This window comes from Flavobacteriales bacterium, assembly GCA_020635795.1.
Lineage (GTDB): Bacteria > Bacteroidota > Bacteroidia > Flavobacteriales_E > Vicingaceae > Vicingus.
On record JACJZD010000001.1, the window covers coordinates 1559883 to 1577614 of the forward strand.

The following is a 17732-nucleotide window of genomic DNA, read 5'->3' on the forward strand; positions in this document are numbered from 1 at the left end:
ACCAACCAAGAGGTTGGTTTTTTTATATTTAATCTAATTTTTTCAGTTCATCCTTTATAAAGTCAACCAACTCTTTTACATAAGCTTGAGAAAAATTAAACTCAATTCCTGCTGCTTTATAAATGTCTTTAATTGATTTGGTGTAACCCAGTTTTAAGGCATCTATGTACTGTTCAATGGCTTTTTCGGGCTGTTGTTTGTAGTTTCTCCAAACAGCAATAGCACCCAATTGAGCCATACCATATTCGATGTAATAAAATGGTACTTCGTACAAATGCAATTGTTTTTGCCACAAGCTCGACAAACTTTTTTCATTACCAGTCCAATCAACCTGATTACTACCAAAAGCTTTCATTATCTCGTTCCATTTTGCATATCGCTCTTCTACAGTATGATTCGGATTTTCGTATACCCAATGCTGGAATTTATCGATAGAAGCCACCCAAGGCAACGTTTCTAACGCTTTTTCCAATTGTTCCTTTTTTGCTCGTTTCAGTTCTTCAGGATTCGTATAAAACTCATTCCAATAATCCATGGCAAGTAACTCCATACTCATTGATGCCAACTCAGCAACCTCTGATGGCGTATCTTTAAATCCTGTCAACTCTAAATCTCTAGTCAAAAACGAATGGATAGCATGCCCTCCTTCGTGAACCATCGTAACTAAATCGCGTTGCGAACCTACCGAGTTCATGTAAATAAACGGTACACCAATTTCGTGTAACGGGTAGTTAAACCCTCCAGGAGCTTTTCCTTTTTTCGAATCTAAATCAATGTATTTCAATTCTTTCATAATGCTTAAACACTCTCCAAAAAATGGTTTGATGTGATTAAAGCAAGTAATGGTTTTGTTTATCAATTCCTCTCCTCCATCAAAAGGTTTTAAGGCAGGTTTACCTGTTGGGTCAACCGATGTGTCCCAAGGTTTTAACCTTTCTAATCCTAATAACTTTTTCTTTTCTTCATCAAAACTATTGGTTACTGGAACTACTTCTTTTTCTATCGCGTCATGGAAATTAAAACAATCTTTAGCTTCATAATCAAACCTACCCAACTCAGCAAACATGTAATCGCGGTAATTTGCAAAACCAGCATTTTTAGCTACCTGATTTCTTAATTTTATTAAATCCGTATACAAAACATTCAATTCATCTTCCGATTTAAACCGAACATCATTCATTAAATGAAAAACCTCCTCTCTAACTTTTCTATCGGTGTTTTTTAAGTAATTCGAAGCTTGTTGTAAGGTTAATTCTTTACCATCGTATTCAATACTCATACTTGCAGAAATTGCTCCATATTTTTGAGCTTCTGCTTGTAGTTTGGTATTTAACGCAATGTTCTCTTCCCTGAAAATATCTATTTGTTTTTTGATACCTCTCAAATAAATAAAGTACTTCTCTTTGTTTAGTTGGTTAATAAAAGGACTGTTTACCAATTTTAAGTTAAAATCGTTGATGAATGGAGCAACATTGGGTTCTATTTCATTGATGAAAAAATTGAAACTTTCTGCCAATTGAACGTCAGTAGTATCAATATTCATTTTAATGTATCGCCAAGCCATATCTTCTTCCAACACCGCTTCTAGTTCACTTCGGTCTTTTAACCATTTTTCTAAATCAGCAACATTGGTTAAATTTCTGTTTTTTAAATCCTCAAAATATAGTTTGATTTTATTCCACGAATCAATAATTAAATCATCGCTTAAAAAAATACGTTTGTTTTTGGTTGGTAATTGTATGTCTTTTGCTTGCATAAATAAATTGTAAAAAAAAAGCTGAACAAATTCAGGGTTTACCTTTATTTGTTCAGCTTTATATAAGTTGATGTAAAATTATCCGTTTTTCTTAGAACCAGCAGCTTTTTTAACTGTTGCTTTTGCTGCACTTGGTTTTTTAGCAACTGGCTTAGCAGTTGTAGGTTTCTTTGTGGTTACTTTTTTATCAGTAACTTTCTTTTTGGTATCTTTTGTATCAACGCCTTTTTCTGCCTTTTTAGGTTCAGCTTCCTGCTGTTTGAAAAAATCAGATTTAATCATGATGTTGAACCACATGAACAATTTTTTCAAATCAGAATTATAAACTCTTTCTTGATCAAAATCTACTACCTTAGCCAAATAAGCTCTTAATTCTTCTGGTTTTGAGTTATGGTCAACTGCCTCTTTTCCTTTTGTAGATTCATACAATTTACCATATACTTCAAGCAACGGCATATCTTCAGTTGTAGTATAAATGCTAATGTCTTCTAACGCACTTACTTTATCAGAAGCATAAACAGGAAGTTTTTTTCCATCTGCTAACGATTCAACAATAAAACCTGATTTGGTTTGCGATACAACTTTGAATAATCCGGGCTTACCCGTAACAGAAATAATAGATTTTAAATTCATATTTTAATTTTAAAGAGAGCAAATGTAATAAATTAAGATTTTAAAAAACAGTTTTTTTTAGTGATTAAATTTTAAGCCAACCGTAAGCCTGAGGCAGATGCTCAATGATATCTGATGCAATTAATGCTTCTTCCCCTAAGTTTTCAGCCGCTACATCGCCAGCCACTCCATGCAAATAAACGCCCATTATTGATGCATTTTCTGGAGAATACCCTTGGGCTAACAACGAAGAAATAATGCCAGTCAACACATCTCCAGCTCCAGCTGTTGCCATTCCTGGATTACCCGAACTATTGAAATAGGTTTTGCCATTCGGCATTGATATAGAAGTATGAGCACCTTTTAAAACCACAATCACTTTATTTTTAATCGAAAATTCTACTTGAAACTTTAATCGTTCCTCATCATTATTCCATTTTCCAACTAATCGCTCAAATTCTTTAGGGTGAGGAGTTAAAATGCTATTTTCAGGTAAAAAAGCTAACCATGTTTTGTTTTCTGATAAGATGTTTAGAGCGTCAGCATCTAAAACCAACGGTATTTTTGTGTTTTGAATAAGTAGTTTTAACACATTTTGTGTTTGTTTATTCGTTCCAATTCCAGGTCCTACACCTATTGCATTATAATTTTCTAAATTTGGTAAATCAGTTATAAAATCGTTTTCATCACTAACAGAACAAATGGCTTCGGGTATAGCAGTTTGCAAAATATTCATTCCACATTTAGGAATATGAGTGGTTAACAACCCTACTCCCGTTCGCAAACAAGCTTTTGAAGACAACACTGCCGCACCCATTTTACCAAAACTACCTGCTAATAGCAAAGCATGACCAAAATTTCCTTTGTGAGCGTATTTTTTTCTTGGAAGTAAAAATTCTTTAACATCTTGTTTTGTGGTAAAAAAGTAATTTGATTCCATTGCATTGATAAAATCGGGGTGTAACCCGATTGGTAAAACGATGACCTCTCCACAAAAAATATTGTTTTGAGGAAACATCATCGCCAATTTAGGCTGCTGAAAAGTCAAGGTATAAGTTGCTCGAACTATATTTTCAGGTAAATTATTTTGATTGTCTTCTCCAAATAAACCAGACGGGATATCTACAGCAACAACTTTGTAATTGTTTAACTGATGAATAATTTGTGCTACAAAACCTTCAATAGGCTTATTTAAACCCGAACCAAATATTGCATCAATTACAATAGTTTTAGGAGGAATAAAAAAACGATAATTATCTTCAGTTAATGTGGTAAATTGAACTTTGGCTTTTTTTAATCTTTCCAAATTAATGGTAAAATCGGCTGAATAATTTTTTGAAAACTCTACTACAAAAACATCGACATTATAATTGGCTTCAGCTAACAAACGTGCTATAACCAAGCCATCTCCACCATTGTTTCCAACACCACAAAAAATAGCAAATGTTTTTTTAGTGCTGTATTTATTTTTAATCCACTCAAAACATTGTTTAGCTGCACGCTCCATTAAGTCAATTGATTTAATTGGCTCGTTTTGCATGGTAAACTCGTCAGCCTTCTTTATTTGTTCTGATGTTAAAATCTTCATAAAAATATTTTTATAATGTAACTAATTACCACAATGCTGATATTAAAAATAAAGAAGTACTTCAACACACTTGCTCCATGTTTGAATTTAAAAACCAAGTGCAAAGGCAAAAACAAAATCATGGCAATAATAGGTAATAAAGCAGGGTATAACATAAAACTTTCTACCAAATTTCCTTTTAGTAACTCAATAAACGAACGTTGCATGCCGCACCCCATACAATCAATATTAAAATACTTTTTGTAAGGACAAGCCATTAAATGTTCTTCTAACCAATCTACTATTCCACTCAAACTTTATTCTTATTAAATCCTATTCAAATTTAAGCCTTTTCAACAAAATCATTATTTCATTAAAGGTTTTAATTAGTGATAAACGGTTCTTAAAATAAAATCTAACTCGTTATTTTTGTTGCTGTATTTATTAATTGGAATTAATACTTTTGCGTTTCAGAAAAAATCAAAGCTAATGAACTTTAAAAATTTAAGTGTTGTTATACTTCTTTTAATAATAACTTCAAACGTTTTTTCACAAGGGACCATTCGTGGTTTTGTATATGATGAAAAATCGGGTGAGCCAGTTATTTTTACCAATGTATATTTAAAAGGTACAACCATTGGCGCTGCAACCGATGTAAATGGTTTTTATTCCATTACCAAAATACCAGCTGGTTCATACGTATTAACGGTGTCTTCATTAGGATTTGATACCGCACAAGTTTCAGTTAAAATTACTGGAAATGAAGTTATTAATCAAAAGCTTTTTATTAAAGAAGCAATGGTACAAATGGAAACTTTCCAATTATCAGCAGAAGCATCAGAAGCTAAAACAGAAGTAAAAATGTCTGTTTCTAAAGTTACTCCAAAAGAAATTCAATCGATGCCCTCAGTTGGAGGTGACCCAGATTTAGCTCAATACTTACAAGTTTTACCAGGGGTTACTTTTACTGGTGATCAAGGTGGTCAACTATACATAAGAGGTGGTTCCCCTGTTCAAAACAAGGTACTTTTAGATGGTATGATTATATACAACCCTTTTCACTCTATTGGTTTATTCTCTGTTTTTGATACCGATATTATGCGTAATGCAGATGTTTACACTGGCGGATTTAGTGCTCAATATGGAGGTAGAGTATCATCTATCATGGACATCACCACCCGAGATGGGAACAAAAAAAGAATGAGTGGTAAACTTTCTGCTAGTACATTTGGAGGTAAAGTAATGTTAGAAGGACCTATTAAAAAAGCTAAAGAAGTAGGTGGCGGAAGTATAACTTATGTTCTTTCAGGTAAACATTCATATCTTGAGCAATCATCATCAATGTACAAATCTTATTTTAAGGGATTAAGTTCAGAAAACGCTAGAGGAATTGACACAACAGGATTACCTTATGGCTTTACCGATATTTATGGTAAAATATCTTTTAATGGTGAAAATGGTAGTAAATTCAACATGTTTGGATTCAATTTTAAGGATCGTGTTAATTTCTCTGACGTATCTAAAATTGGTTGGGACTCATACGGTGGTGGTGCAAACTTTGTGTTAATTCCGGGTTCTTCTAAAACTTTAATTGAAGGTGTTTTTGCTTACTCTAAGTATAAAATTGACATGACAGAAGCTGATGGAAGTCCTAGAACAAGTGATGTTGGTGGCTTTAATGGAGGTATGACATTCACCTCTTTTTCTGGCGATAATGAGTTCAAATATGGTTTTGATGTTTTAGGATTAAGTACCAATTATGAATTTACTAATTCGGTAGATTTAATTATACAACAGCAACAAAGTACCACCGAATTAGCAGGTTTTATGTTGTTTAGATGGAATATTGGTAAACTGGTTTTAGAGCCTAGCTTCAGAACACAGTACTATGCTTCATTATCTGAAATATCACCTGAACCACGTTTAGGCATGAAATACAATATAACCGAATGGTGGAGGGTTAAAGCTGCAGGAGGTTTGTACTCTCAAAATTTAATTAGTGCGAATTCAGATAGAGATGTAGTGAATTTGTTCTATGGATTTATTTCAGGACCAGATAATTTACAAAACAAATTTACCAACCAAGATGGGAGTGTCGAAGAAATTACCTCAAAACTACAAAAAGCAAACCATGCTATTTTTGGATTTGAATTCGATATCAATCGTTCGATATCTTTAAACACTGAAGGGTATTATAAAGGGTTTACTCAATTAACCAACACCAATAGAAATAAAATTTACCCAGACAATAACGACTTTAGCGACAAAGCTGATGAACTTAAAAAAGATTACATTAGGGAAACAGGTAATGCCTACGGAGTTGACTTTAGTTTAAAATACACATCTACACATTTAAACATTTGGGCAATCTACTCCTTAAGTAAAATCAACCGTTGGGATGGAATCTTAGAGTACAATCCTGTTTTTGATAGAAGACACAATGTTAATTTAGTTACGGCTTATATTTTTGGAAAAAATTTAAACTGGGAGTTTAATGCTAGATGGAACTTTGGTTCAGGCTTCCCATTTACACAAACACAAGGATTTTATGAAGGTTTAAGCTTTAATTCTATTGACCAAAACCCTGCCTCTGCAAACGGAACTTTAGAAATTGCTTATGCTGAATTTAATAAAGGTAGGTTACCCTATTATCACCGTTTAGATTTAACCTTAAAAAGAACATTTGTTCTTGGCAAAAATACAGAGTTGGAACTTAGCGCAAGTGTTACGAATGCTTACAATAGAGAAAACATCTTTTATTTAAATAGAGTAACAGGAGATAAAGTTTATCAATTGCCATTGTTACCAAGTTTTGGTATGAACTTTACTTTTTAAAATAAATTAAAGCAGATAAGTGGTAACTTAAAAAAAAATAGTAAGTTTGCCACCTTAAAAATTAATAAATTATATAAAATGTACGCAATAGTTGAAATAGCAGGGCAACAATTTAAAGTTGTAAAAGACCAACGACTTTTTGTACACCGTTTACAAGACAAAGAAGGAGCTAAAATTAGCTTTGATAAAGTTCTTTTAATTGACAACGATGGCAAAATTAACGTAGGCGCCCCAGTTGTAGCAGGTGCTAGTGTAACCGCAAAGGTTCTAGAACACCTTAAAGGCGACAAAGTGCTTGTCTTTAAAAAGAAAAGAAGAAAAGGTTATCAAAAAGAAAATGGTCACCGTCAGTATTTAACTCAAATTCAAATTGAGGGAATATCTGAAAAAGGTGCCGCTAAAAAAGCTGAAGCTAAAACAGAAACAACTGAAGAAGCTCCAGTAAAAAAAGCAGCAACTCCGAAGGCTGAAGCGCCAAAGGCAGCAGCTCCAAAAGCTAAAAAAGTAACTAAAACAGAAGAATAATAAACAGGTTCAAGTTTTTTTTAAACTTTAACTTTAAAACTTATAAGAAATGGCACATAAGAAAGGAGCCGGTAGCTCGAAAAACGGTAGAGAATCAGAAAGTAAACGTTTAGGCGTTAAAATTTTTGGTGGTCAAGCTGCGATTGCTGGCAATATCATTGTACGTCAAAGAGGAACAAAACACAATCCAGGTGTAAATGTTGGTATTGGTAAAGACCACACTTTATTTGCTCTTGTTGATGGTGTTGTTTCTTTCCGTAAGAAAAAAGACAATAAATCATATGTTTCGGTTGATCCAATAACTGAAGCATAAGTTTATATACAATTTACTTGAAATCCTGTATCTGTAAACTTATAGATACAGGATTTTTTTGTTTTTAAGAAAAAGAGATTTACTACATTTGTTATAAAGAATTATACTAAGTTATATGTTACAAACAGCATTTATTAGAGAAAATACAGCCTTAGTTATTGAGCGTTTAAAAAAAAGAAACATCGACGCTACAGCAACGGTTAATCAAATTATTGAGTTAGACGATAAGCGAAAAAAAACTCAACAAGAGTTAGATAACCTTTTAGCCGAAAGTAACCAAATAGCCAAACAAGTTGGCGACTTGTTTAAAAACGGCAAAACAGCTGAAGCGAATGTTTTAAAAGAAAGAACTGTTCAAATCAAAGAACAATCTGCTGGATTAAAAGAAGAACAAAATACCATAGCAATTGACTTACAACAATTACTTTATACACTACCTAATTTACCTAACGAAATTGTTCCAAACGGTAAATCGGCAGAAGATAATGAAACTGTTTATACCAACAACGAAATACCAACTTTACACAAAGGTGCTTTACCACATTGGGAGCTAACCAAAAAATACGACATCATTGATTTTGAATTGGGAGTAAAAATTAGTGGTGCTGGGTTCCCTGTTTACAAAGGCAAAGGAGCTCAATTGCAACGTGCTTTAATTGCATTTTTTTTAGATGAAGCTATTGCAGCTGGATACCAAGAAATTATGCCCCCATTAATGGTTAATGAGGCTTCTGGTTATGGTACAGGTCAGCTACCAGACAAAGAAGGACAAATGTATTACATGCCTGCTGACGATTTGTACATGATACCAACAGCAGAAGTTCCTATCACCAACATTTACCGTGATGTAATTTTAAAAGAAAGTGATTTCCCCATAAAAAATGTAGGTTACACACCTTGTTTTAGACGTGAAGCGGGTTCTTACGGTAAAGATGTTCGTGGTTTAAACAGATTACATCAATTCGATAAAGTAGAAATTGTTCAAATTCAACACCCTGACAAATCTTACCAAACCTTAGACGATATGGTTGAACACGTAAAAGGTTTATTGAACAAACTAGAACTTCCTTACCGAATTTTGAGATTGTGTGGTGGTGATATGGGCTTTACTTCTGCCCTAACGTACGATATGGAAGTGTTTTCTGCGGCTCAAGAAAAATGGTTGGAAGTAAGCTCTATTTCTAACTTTGAAACATTTCAGGCAAACCGTTTAAAATGTAGATACAAAGATGCCGATGGTAAAACACAATTGGTACACACCTTAAACGGAAGTGCTTTAGCTTTACCCCGTATTTTGGCATCTATTTTGGAAAACAACCAAACCGAAAAAGGAATAAAAATTCCTGCTTGCTTGGTACCTTATACCCGATTTGAATACATCAATTAGTAATGAATTTAAAAGCTCTCTTTATACCACTTGTTTTGTCTCTTGTTTTTTCGTGTAAAAACAATAGAGAAGAAGAGGTTAAAAAAGTAGATGAGCTTATTGTATTATTAGAACACACCGAAAACAAGTTTAATGAAATTGATTCTTTAGGCTTGTTTTCGGTTTATACCAAAATGATTACCGACTTAAAAGATGTACACTATTTTACAGATACTTTAGATAGTGAAACGTTTGATAAAATCACCAACGCCTATCATCACCTATCAACATTTACAGCAGCTACACAAAGTTTTCCTCTACTTAAATCAGAACTCATCCATTCTAAAAAACAACTCAACAACCTAAAACAAGACGTTGGTTTTGGACTGATTGAGACCGCAAAATTTTATGCCATATACAAAGAAGAACAAGGAATTTTACTTAATTTAAACGAAGTTTTGGATTCAACCTTTGCTAAAATTAATTCAAAACTGATTGAAACCGAAAACAATTATCCAACAGTTGACTCCATAGTTTTACATTTTAAACAACTTAAAGAAACCAATTCCGTTAATCAATAACCGTGAGAAACCTTTTACACATATTCTTGCTGTTTTTGATAATTGGATTATCACACCATGTTAGTTTTGCTCAAAACAATACCGACGAGGAATTGGCTAATGAATATTTTTACAACAAGGAGTATGAAAAAGCAACTGTTTATTACGAGAAGCTTTTCGATAAAACACGAAGCCAATATCACTACAATAAACTCCTTGATTGTTTTGTAGCTTTAGAAGAATTTAAAAATGCCGAGAAACTAATTAAACGACAACAAAAGCAAAACCCCTTAGAACTGAGCTATAATGTAGATTTGGCTTATGTTTACAAAGTTTCTGGCAAAGAAAGTGATGCAAAAAGTTTAAGCGAAAAAACCATCAAACAATTAAGTCCTAACCAACAACAAGTTATCAATTTAGCTCAGGCTTTTTATTTTAGAAAAGAAACCGAATACGCTATTCAAACCTATTTACAAGGTCGAAAATTGCTAAAAGACATCTTCCCATTCAATTTTGAATTGGCTCAACTGTACAATTCGATTGGACAAACTCAAAACATGGTTACTGAATATTTAGACATTTTATTGGTTCAAGAATCATACATACAAAGCGTACAGAATGCTTTACAAAATAGCCTATACGACGATGATAAAGGAACTAAAAAAGACATCCTTAAAACTTCATTAATTGAGTTTGTGCAAAAACACCCTGATAAACGGGTTTTTTCTGAAATGCTGATTTGGGTTTACATTCAAGAAGAAAATTATGCAGGAGCTTTTATTCAAGCAAAAGCAATGGACAAACGCTTTAAAGAATATGGCGACAGACTAATGGCTTTGGGTCAACTGGCTAGCGAGAACAAAGATTACGAAACCGCCATAAAATGCTATCAGCATGTTATCGGAAAAGGAAATGAAAGCTATTATTATGTAAATGCCAAAATGGAATTGGTAAATGTGTATAAAAACAAAATAACGGCTACTAACAATTATACTCAACTCGATTTAACTGAACTTGAACGTAGCTACCTTTCTACGATAAGTGAATTAGGCAAAACGGCTTCAACCTCTCCATTATTAAGAGGGTTAGCACAACTACAAACCTTTTATTTGCACCAACCCGAAAAAGCCATTGGTTTGTTAAATGAGGTTTTGCAAATGGCTGGAATTAGTGCTCACGAACAAGCACAAACAAAAATTGAATTGGCTGATGTGTATTTGTTTACCAATGAAATTTGGGACGCCTCTCTACTCTATTCGCAAGTTGAGAAAGCGTATAAATACGACCAATTGGGTGAAACGGCTAAATTTAAAAATGCAAAAATTTCGTTTTACACGGGAGATTTTGCTTGGTCGAAAGCCCAACTCGATGTTTTAAAAGCTTCTACATCAAAACTCATCGCCAACGATGCCATGGAATTATCGCTTTTAATCACCGATGCCATTGGTATTGACACCAACGAAGCCCCTCTCCTACTTTTTGCAAAAGCAGATTTATTGAGTTATCAGAACAAAAACGATGAAGCACTCATTTTACTCGATTCACTTCAAAAAGAATTTTCGTACCATGGTTTAAATGATGATGTATTGTACAAAAGGTTTAAAATCAATTACAAAAACCATAAAATTGATGCTGCCATCGACAACCTCAATGAAATTATAAAAAAATACCCTAAAGAACTATTGGGCGACGATGCCATTTTTAACTTAGCTTTGATTTACGACAACGATAAAAACGATAAAGCCAAAGCTACTGAGTTGTATAAAAAATTGCTATTTGAATACCAAGACAGTATTTATGGAGTTGATGCGCGTAAACGATACCGTGAATTAAACGGCGATTCTACTCCTTTTAAAACTACAAGTGACCCTTATCAGTTTGATGCGAATTAAAATTGTAGAGACGAACAATTGTACGTCTCTACGTTATTAAAAATAATCGTTAAAAAAACGACCAATTTATTTCCTCATTAGGATTTGATTGTTATTTTTGCTGTCCGTTAAAAAATGGAAGGTTGGGTGAGTGGCTGAAACCAACAGTTTGCTAAACTGTCGAACGGGAAACTGTTCCGGGGGTTCGAATCCCCCACCTTCCGCCACTAAAGAAAAAGCCGCTATAAGCGGCTTTTTCTTTTTCTTAAAAGTAGATGACTTTAATGGATATGTTTTTATTGGTTTCCAAGTCAAAACATGCTTTTGAAAAACAAGGTTTATTGCCTAAACCTATTTTATTAAAGTTAGAAAATCCAATACCTTCTGTTGGTAGCACCCAACCTTTTTCTATTTTACCGTTCATGTTCTCATCGTGTAAAATGTTTACGGCATATTTTCCAGCAGGTAATTGATGAAACGTAACCCTTGATGAACCATTTTCTATTTTATTCTTTAATATCTTGTAGTATTTTTTATAATCTTCATCTGGTATTGAACCATCTTTGTTATACAATGCAAATTGAACTACCCCTGTTGAATTTCTCAACTGGTTTACCTCAACTGTTAACGAATACGTTTTAGCTTGAAAAGTAAATGAAGTCAGTAAAAATCCGACATTAACTAATGCAAAAATTATCACTAATTTTTTCATCGATTCTTTCTCTTTGTTAATTTTTCTTTAACAGAATCAACCGCATAATACACCACTGGAACTAAATAAACGGTAAGAATTAAAGAGGATAATAATCCACCAATAATAACCCATGCTAAACCATTTTTCCATTCGGCTGCAGAACCTGTTGCCAAAGCAATGGGCAACATTCCTATAACCATAGAAAGCGTGGTCATTAAAATTGGTCGTAACCGTTCTTTTCCAGCAATAATTAATGCTTCTTGGTAAGATTTTCCTTCTGTTTTAAGCTGATTGGTAAAATCCACAATTAAAATGGCATTTTTGGTTACCAATCCCATTAACATAATCAACCCTAACAAAGCAAATAAGCTTAAATGGTTGAGTGATAAGTTTAAGGCTAAAAATGCTCCAATTACCGCAACAGGTATAGAAAACAATACCACAAAAGGATATACAAAACTATCGTACAACGCCACCATTATTAAATAAATCAGCAAAAAGGAAATCAATAAAACAGAACCCAACGCTCCAAAGCTGTCGTTTTGTCTTTTAACATCGCTACCCCAAGTCATTTGCATTCCTTCAGGTAATGGATTTTCTTTAACGTAAGCAACTACTTCATCGGCAACCGTTCCAGATGGACGTCCTAAAGCATCGGCAGTTATGGTAATGGCTGGTTGTCGGTCTTTACGCTCCAACAGCGAAGGAGAATTACTTTTTTTAATTTGAGCAAACTGGCTCACGCTAATTGGCATTCCTTTCGGGTTTACAATCGTTAAATCTTCCACATCGTTATAACTTAATCGGTTAAAATCAGCCAACTGAATACGCACAGGGTATTCAATTCCTTGTTCGGTAAGTGTCGCATCCTCATTACCTGTAAAAGCAGTACGTAAACTCATGCCCACATAAGCTGTATTTAAGCCCAAACGTTGCATTTTATCTTTATCAGGAATTACTTGATATTCAGGACTTCCAGCTTCTACCGAAAGTTTAACATTATCTGCTCCAGGTATTTTTTCTATTATTGTTTTTAATTGATTGGCGGTTGCGGTTACTTCTTCATTATTGCTTCCACTCAAGGTAATTTCTATTGGTGCCGAACGAGGAATTAACCCTAAAGCAGCTATAGAATATTTTATACCCGGAAATTTTTGTTGCAATTCAATTCTTAAGTGTTGCATGTAAGTTTCAGTAGCAATATTATCAATCTCTTTTTTATCTTTCAACTGAATGGTAAACTCGGTTTTGTAAGCAGAGCCCACACCCAAACTACCAATTCCAGTACTTGGTCCGCCCACATTACTAAACAAGGTTTTCACTTCTTTTTGCTGTAAAATATAGTCTTCTATATGTGTAGAAATGGTGTTGTTGTAGTCGATGGAAGTGCTTTTATCAAACTCTAATCCCATTAAAAATTTACCTTGATCGCCCGTAGCAATTAACTCTTTACCGATAATGTTTTGTTTCATCATTATTCCTGTAAGTGCAAAAAGCAAGACAATAATTCCAGTAAAAATTAGCTTATGATTTAACACCCACTCCAATTGTTTTCCATACCAATTGGTAAACTTTTCAAGCTGATGTTCAAACCACAATAAAAATTTATTAAAAAAATTGGTAGGCTGTAAATCTTCTTTTTTACCAATACGTGAAGACATCCAAGGCGTTAAAGTAAATCCTACCAATAAACTGGTTAATGTAGAAGTAATTACCACCACCGAAAACTGTTTAAGCATGTCGGCAACAAAAACTTGCAAGAATAAAATAGGCACAAAAACCACTACATCAACTAAAGTGATGGACAAGGCTGAAAACCCGATTTCCATACGTCCGTCCATAGAAGCAGCACGTTTTTCTTTACCCATATCTAAATGCCGTTGAATGTTTTCAAGCACAACGGTAGCATCATCAACTAAAATCCCGACAATGAGCGACATGGCTAACAGCGTCATTAAATTGAGCGTGTAACCCAATATCCACATTACAGCAAAAGCAGTAACTAACGAGGTAGGAATAGCAACCAATACAATAATCGAATTTCTAAAACTCCTTAAAAACAAGAGCATTACCAACGACACCAAAATAACGGCTAAAATTAAATCGAACACTACCGAATTAACTGCGGCAATGGTATTGTCTGTGCTATCATCAGCAATAATAAATTTCACATTGCTTGCTTGGTTACTTTGCTCAATTTTAGCAAATTGTTGCTTTATTAATTTTGATACATCAACCGCATTGGCATCGCCTTGTTTTTTTAGCAGTAAACCAATACCCGTTTTACCATTATATCGACTTATCGAAGAGGTCTCAACAGTTTTATCTTCTACATCAGCAACATCTTTAACATAAATAGGACTGCCCATTACTGGCATCGCTATTTGTACATTTTTGATGTCGTTAAGCGTATTAAATTTTCCGGTTAACCGAACCGCATTACGTTCTTTGTCGGTTTGCACTTTTCCTGCAGGTAAATCTAACCCAGAGCGATTGATAGCTTCTACCACTTGCAGCATAGAAACTTTGTACAATTTTAATTTGTCGGGGTTAATATTTACTTGAATTTCTCGCTCTTTACCGCCCAACAAGGTAATTTCTGCAACGCCTTTTAATTGTTGAATTTGTGGTAAAAAATCGTCTTTCATTTTTTGATAAAACTCGGTAGCAGGCATATCGCTTGTGGCACTAATCGACATGATGGGCAAATCGTTTGGCGATACCTTGCTCATTTCTGGGCTCATTACATCTTGCGGTAAATCTTTACTGATGTTGTCGATGTAACGTTGAGCATCTTGCATGGTTTTATCCAAATCGGTACCATATTTAAGGTTGGCGATAACTACCGATGCATTAGGAAGCGATTTAGTAACCAAATAATCTACTCCTTCTAAATTGGCTAAAGCATCTTCAATTTTTCGGCTCACCGATGTTTCTACCTCTTCGGGTTCAGCTCCAGGATAACCTGTTTTTATAACCACCACAGGCTGATTAAAATCGGGCATTAACTCGTAACTTAAATTGGTGAATCCAATATATCCCAATAAAATAAATACGCTAAACAGCACTATAATTAGTGATGGTCGTTTTATTGATATTTCTGTAATGTTCATTTTAAAATGCTTTTAAAATTTATTTTATACTTCTCTATCCTTGAACAACACTTCGACAAGCTCAGTGTGACAAAGGATGACAACTCTATTATTCATCAATTTACTTTGACATTTGCTCCATCAAACAAATTGATAAATCCTTTGCTAACCAGTACATCGCCTGCTTTTATGCCAGCGGTAACCAATACTTTATCTTGTATTTTTGTTTTAATGGTTATTTTTTTCAATTCCGCTTTGTTGTTTTTTACAACATAAACACTGGCATTTTCTTCACCACCTTGAATTAATGCAACAGGAATATACAAGCCTTCTTTAGTAATATTTTGTTGCAATTGAACTTTACCAAACATTCCCGATTTTAATTGGTTTTGGTTGGGATTGTTTACGATAAATTGTACTGGAAAACTTCCAGCGGGATTAGCTTGGCTTCCAACTGCAATAATTTTTCCTTGTAAAATTTGTTCTTTGTTATTGTCAGGAACAATAGAATAAGTATTGTTTACTTTAAACAAGTTAATATCGTTTTCAGCAACAAAAATGGTAAAGCGTAATTGTTGAATTTCTGTAAGTTGCAGCAATGGTACACCTGGAGCAGCAAAAGCTCCCGTTTCAGTCATTTTCATAGTAACTACACCATCAAAAGGAGCTTTAATCGTGGATTTGGAAATTTGCTCCAACAACGTCGCACGTTGAATTTTTGCTGCTTGCAGTCCCAACGTAGCTTTTTCTAACTGAACGCCTTGTATAGCATCTGCTTCAGCTAAAATGGTATAACGATTTACATCATTTTCTAAGCCCTTAACCGTTACTTCAGCAGCTTGCAATTGAAGCTTAAGTAACGCATTATCTAACTGAATTAATGCTTGTCCTTTTTTTACTTCCGAACCTAAATCCACCAACATTTCGTTAATTTTCCCTTGAATATCAGCGGTAACTTTCACTTCTTTATTGGCTTCAAAAGTTCCTGCATAAGCAGTTTCGGTGGTTAATTCACTTGATTTAACCGTTATCGTTTCAATTTCAATAGGAGCTTCTTTATCGTAATGATAAATTCTATCTTCCGATTTGTTTTTATTGCTCGCTAATTTAAAAACGACTAAAGCAGTTATCATAATTCCTGCAATGATGTAGATGTATTTTTTCATGAGTTTATATTCTTTCTGTTATTATTGTTTTACTGAAAAATTTCCGGTCAATTTTTTTAATTCTAAATCGGCTTTTAAATAGCCCACAATTGCCGAAAGGTATTGTTGTTGAATTTCTCTTAACGCATTATCTGCCATTAACACTTCGGTTAAATTTGCCGTACCTTGCTTTTGTTGTAAAATGGTTTTGCGGTAAATATCTTCAGCCAATTGGACTTGTTTAAGCGTATTGTCAACCGTTTGTTTAGAAATTATTTTTTCGCTTAACGCATTTTCTGTTTGCATAGCAGTTTGGTCGTTGAGCAAGGTTAGTTGCAAATCGGCATTGTCAATTTCAAATTTCTTTTGGTTAATTTTTCGTTGGGTAACCGTTCCATTAAAAAGTGGGTATTGCAACTTAATTCCTGCAAAACTGATGGGGTAAAAATTTAAAAAATCGTTAGGTTGTTTATCATAACCAAAACCAGTTGTACCGTACATTCCAAACAATGCTAAACTAGGTAATCGAGAGCGTTTTATCGATTTTAATTCATTGCTTAATAAACGAGATTTGGTTTGAGCCAATTGTAAATCAACGTTATTGGTTGAGATTTGGTCTGGTTTTGTTTCAAAAACGATGCTTTGATCTACTTCAATGTTGGTGGTTAAAGGAAGTCCAACCATTATTTTTAAACCATTTAACACTTGTTGGTGTTTGTTTATTAATAAATCTCTTTGCGTTTGGAGTTGTTGCAGTTGCAAAGCAATTTTAGTAACATCCGTCTCTTTTGCCAACAGCTGACTTTTTAGTAAACTCATTGTTTTCAGTAAAGCATTATTGTTTTGAATGTTGCTGTCTAAAAATAAAATTTGATGTTGAAGAATTTGAGCATTGTAATACAAATTACTCACTTCAAAAAACACTTGTTCTTCAGTTTTTTTATACTGTAAACTGCTTAATTCTGTAGCGATTTTGGTCGTTGAAATGTTGCTATACAATTGTGCATTATACAACGGCACACTCAATTGCAAGTTTGCATTAATGTTGTGAGGAACGCCAAACTGAGCCTCTTTAAATTGTCCTTCTGGTGCTTGTGGATTAAACGTAGATAGGGGCATTAACTGATAAGGCAAATCTGTGAAATACTTGTATTCGCCATTAACTTCCAGTTTTGGAATCAAATTCGCCTGAACTTCTTTTCGTTTTTGTTCGCTAATTTGCTGGTTATTTCTACTTATCTGTAAATTTTTATTATTTACTAAAGCAGTATCAATACATTGTTGTAAACTCCATGTTTGGGCGTTTAAAATGCTTGTGCTACTCAGAAAAACAAGTATTATGATTTTTTGTATGTGAGCGTTTACTAACTTCATGGGGTAAAAAATTTTTATTGGT

The 17732-nt window shown here is 33.9% G+C and carries 14 protein-coding genes and 1 tRNA gene; 7 read left to right on the top strand and 8 right to left on the bottom strand.

Going from position 1 to position 17732, the window contains the following annotated elements; all coding sequences use genetic code 11:
* Positions 1 to 28 precede the first annotated feature (28 nt).
* The 4 genes from H6589_06895 to H6589_06910 form a co-directional block, all read right to left on the bottom strand.
* A complete protein-coding gene (locus tag H6589_06895; GenBank protein MCB9174318.1) occupies positions 29 to 1756 on the bottom strand; it encodes a M3 family oligoendopeptidase in 1728 nt (575 codons plus the stop codon).
* A 78-nt stretch (positions 1757 to 1834) separates the two neighbouring features.
* Entirely contained in the window at positions 1835 to 2389 is a 555-nt protein-coding gene (locus tag H6589_06900) for a DUF5606 domain-containing protein (GenBank protein ID MCB9174319.1), read from the bottom strand.
* Between the two features lie 64 nt (positions 2390 to 2453).
* Positions 2454 to 3956, bottom strand: coding sequence for an NAD(P)H-hydrate dehydratase (locus tag H6589_06905; GenBank protein ID MCB9174320.1), 1503 nt, complete (start codon positions 3954 to 3956; stop codon positions 2454 to 2456).
* Positions 3953 to 4213 (bottom strand): DUF2752 domain-containing protein, encoded by a 261-nt coding sequence (locus tag H6589_06910; GenBank protein ID MCB9174321.1) that lies wholly within the window; start codon positions 4211 to 4213, stop codon positions 3953 to 3955. Before H6589_06910 ends, H6589_06905 begins: the two co-directional genes overlap by 4 nt.
* A 211-nt stretch (positions 4214 to 4424) precedes the next feature.
* Here H6589_06910 and H6589_06915 point away from each other — a divergent pair, with 211 nt between their 5' ends.
* The 7 genes from H6589_06915 (at position 4425) to H6589_06945 (ending at position 11632) form a co-directional block, all read left to right on the top strand.
* Entirely contained in the window at positions 4425 to 6770 is a 2346-nt protein-coding gene (locus tag H6589_06915) for a TonB-dependent receptor (protein MCB9174322.1), read from the top strand.
* Positions 6771 to 6848: 78 nt separating this feature from the next.
* Entirely contained in the window at positions 6849 to 7295 is a 447-nt protein-coding gene (rplU, locus tag H6589_06920) for a 50S ribosomal protein L21 (protein ID MCB9174323.1), read from the top strand.
* A gap of 49 nt (positions 7296 to 7344) precedes the next feature.
* On the top strand, positions 7345 to 7608 hold the full coding sequence (gene rpmA / locus H6589_06925; protein MCB9174324.1) for a 50S ribosomal protein L27: 264 nt from the start codon (positions 7345 to 7347) through the stop codon (positions 7606 to 7608).
* A 115-nt stretch (positions 7609 to 7723) separates the two neighbouring features.
* Positions 7724 to 8995 (top strand): serine--tRNA ligase, encoded by a 1272-nt coding sequence (serS, locus tag H6589_06930; GenBank protein ID MCB9174325.1) that lies wholly within the window; start codon positions 7724 to 7726, stop codon positions 8993 to 8995.
* Positions 8996 to 9030: 35 nt separating this feature from the next.
* On the top strand, positions 9031 to 9555 hold the full coding sequence (locus H6589_06935) for a hypothetical protein (GenBank protein ID MCB9174326.1): 525 nt from the start codon (positions 9031 to 9033) through the stop codon (positions 9553 to 9555).
* Between the two features lie 2 nt (positions 9556 to 9557).
* Complete coding sequence (locus H6589_06940; GenBank protein MCB9174327.1) at positions 9558 to 11426, top strand: hypothetical protein; 1869 nt, start codon at positions 9558 to 9560, stop codon at positions 11424 to 11426.
* Positions 11427 to 11542: 116 nt separating this feature from the next.
* Positions 11543 to 11632 (top strand) — tRNA-Ser (locus tag H6589_06945).
* A 38-nt stretch (positions 11633 to 11670) separates the two neighbouring features.
* Here the strand turns inward: H6589_06945 and H6589_06950 are convergent.
* From H6589_06950 to H6589_06965, 4 genes are all read right to left on the bottom strand, one after another.
* Positions 11671 to 12117, bottom strand: coding sequence for a DUF2141 domain-containing protein (locus H6589_06950; protein ID MCB9174328.1), 447 nt, complete (start codon positions 12115 to 12117; stop codon positions 11671 to 11673).
* The gene (locus H6589_06955) at positions 12114 to 15212 is read right to left on the bottom strand and encodes an efflux RND transporter permease subunit (protein ID MCB9174329.1); all 3099 of its coding nucleotides are present in this window, start codon (positions 15210 to 15212) and stop codon (positions 12114 to 12116) included. The genes H6589_06950 and H6589_06955 overlap by 4 nt, the downstream gene beginning before the upstream one ends.
* A 95-nt stretch (positions 15213 to 15307) precedes the next feature.
* On the bottom strand, positions 15308 to 16357 hold the full coding sequence (locus H6589_06960; protein MCB9174330.1) for an efflux RND transporter periplasmic adaptor subunit: 1050 nt from the start codon (positions 16355 to 16357) through the stop codon (positions 15308 to 15310).
* 21 nt (positions 16358 to 16378) lie between these two features.
* Entirely contained in the window at positions 16379 to 17710 is a 1332-nt protein-coding gene (locus tag H6589_06965) for a TolC family protein (GenBank protein MCB9174331.1), read from the bottom strand.
* Between the last annotated feature and the right edge of the window lie 22 nt (positions 17711 to 17732).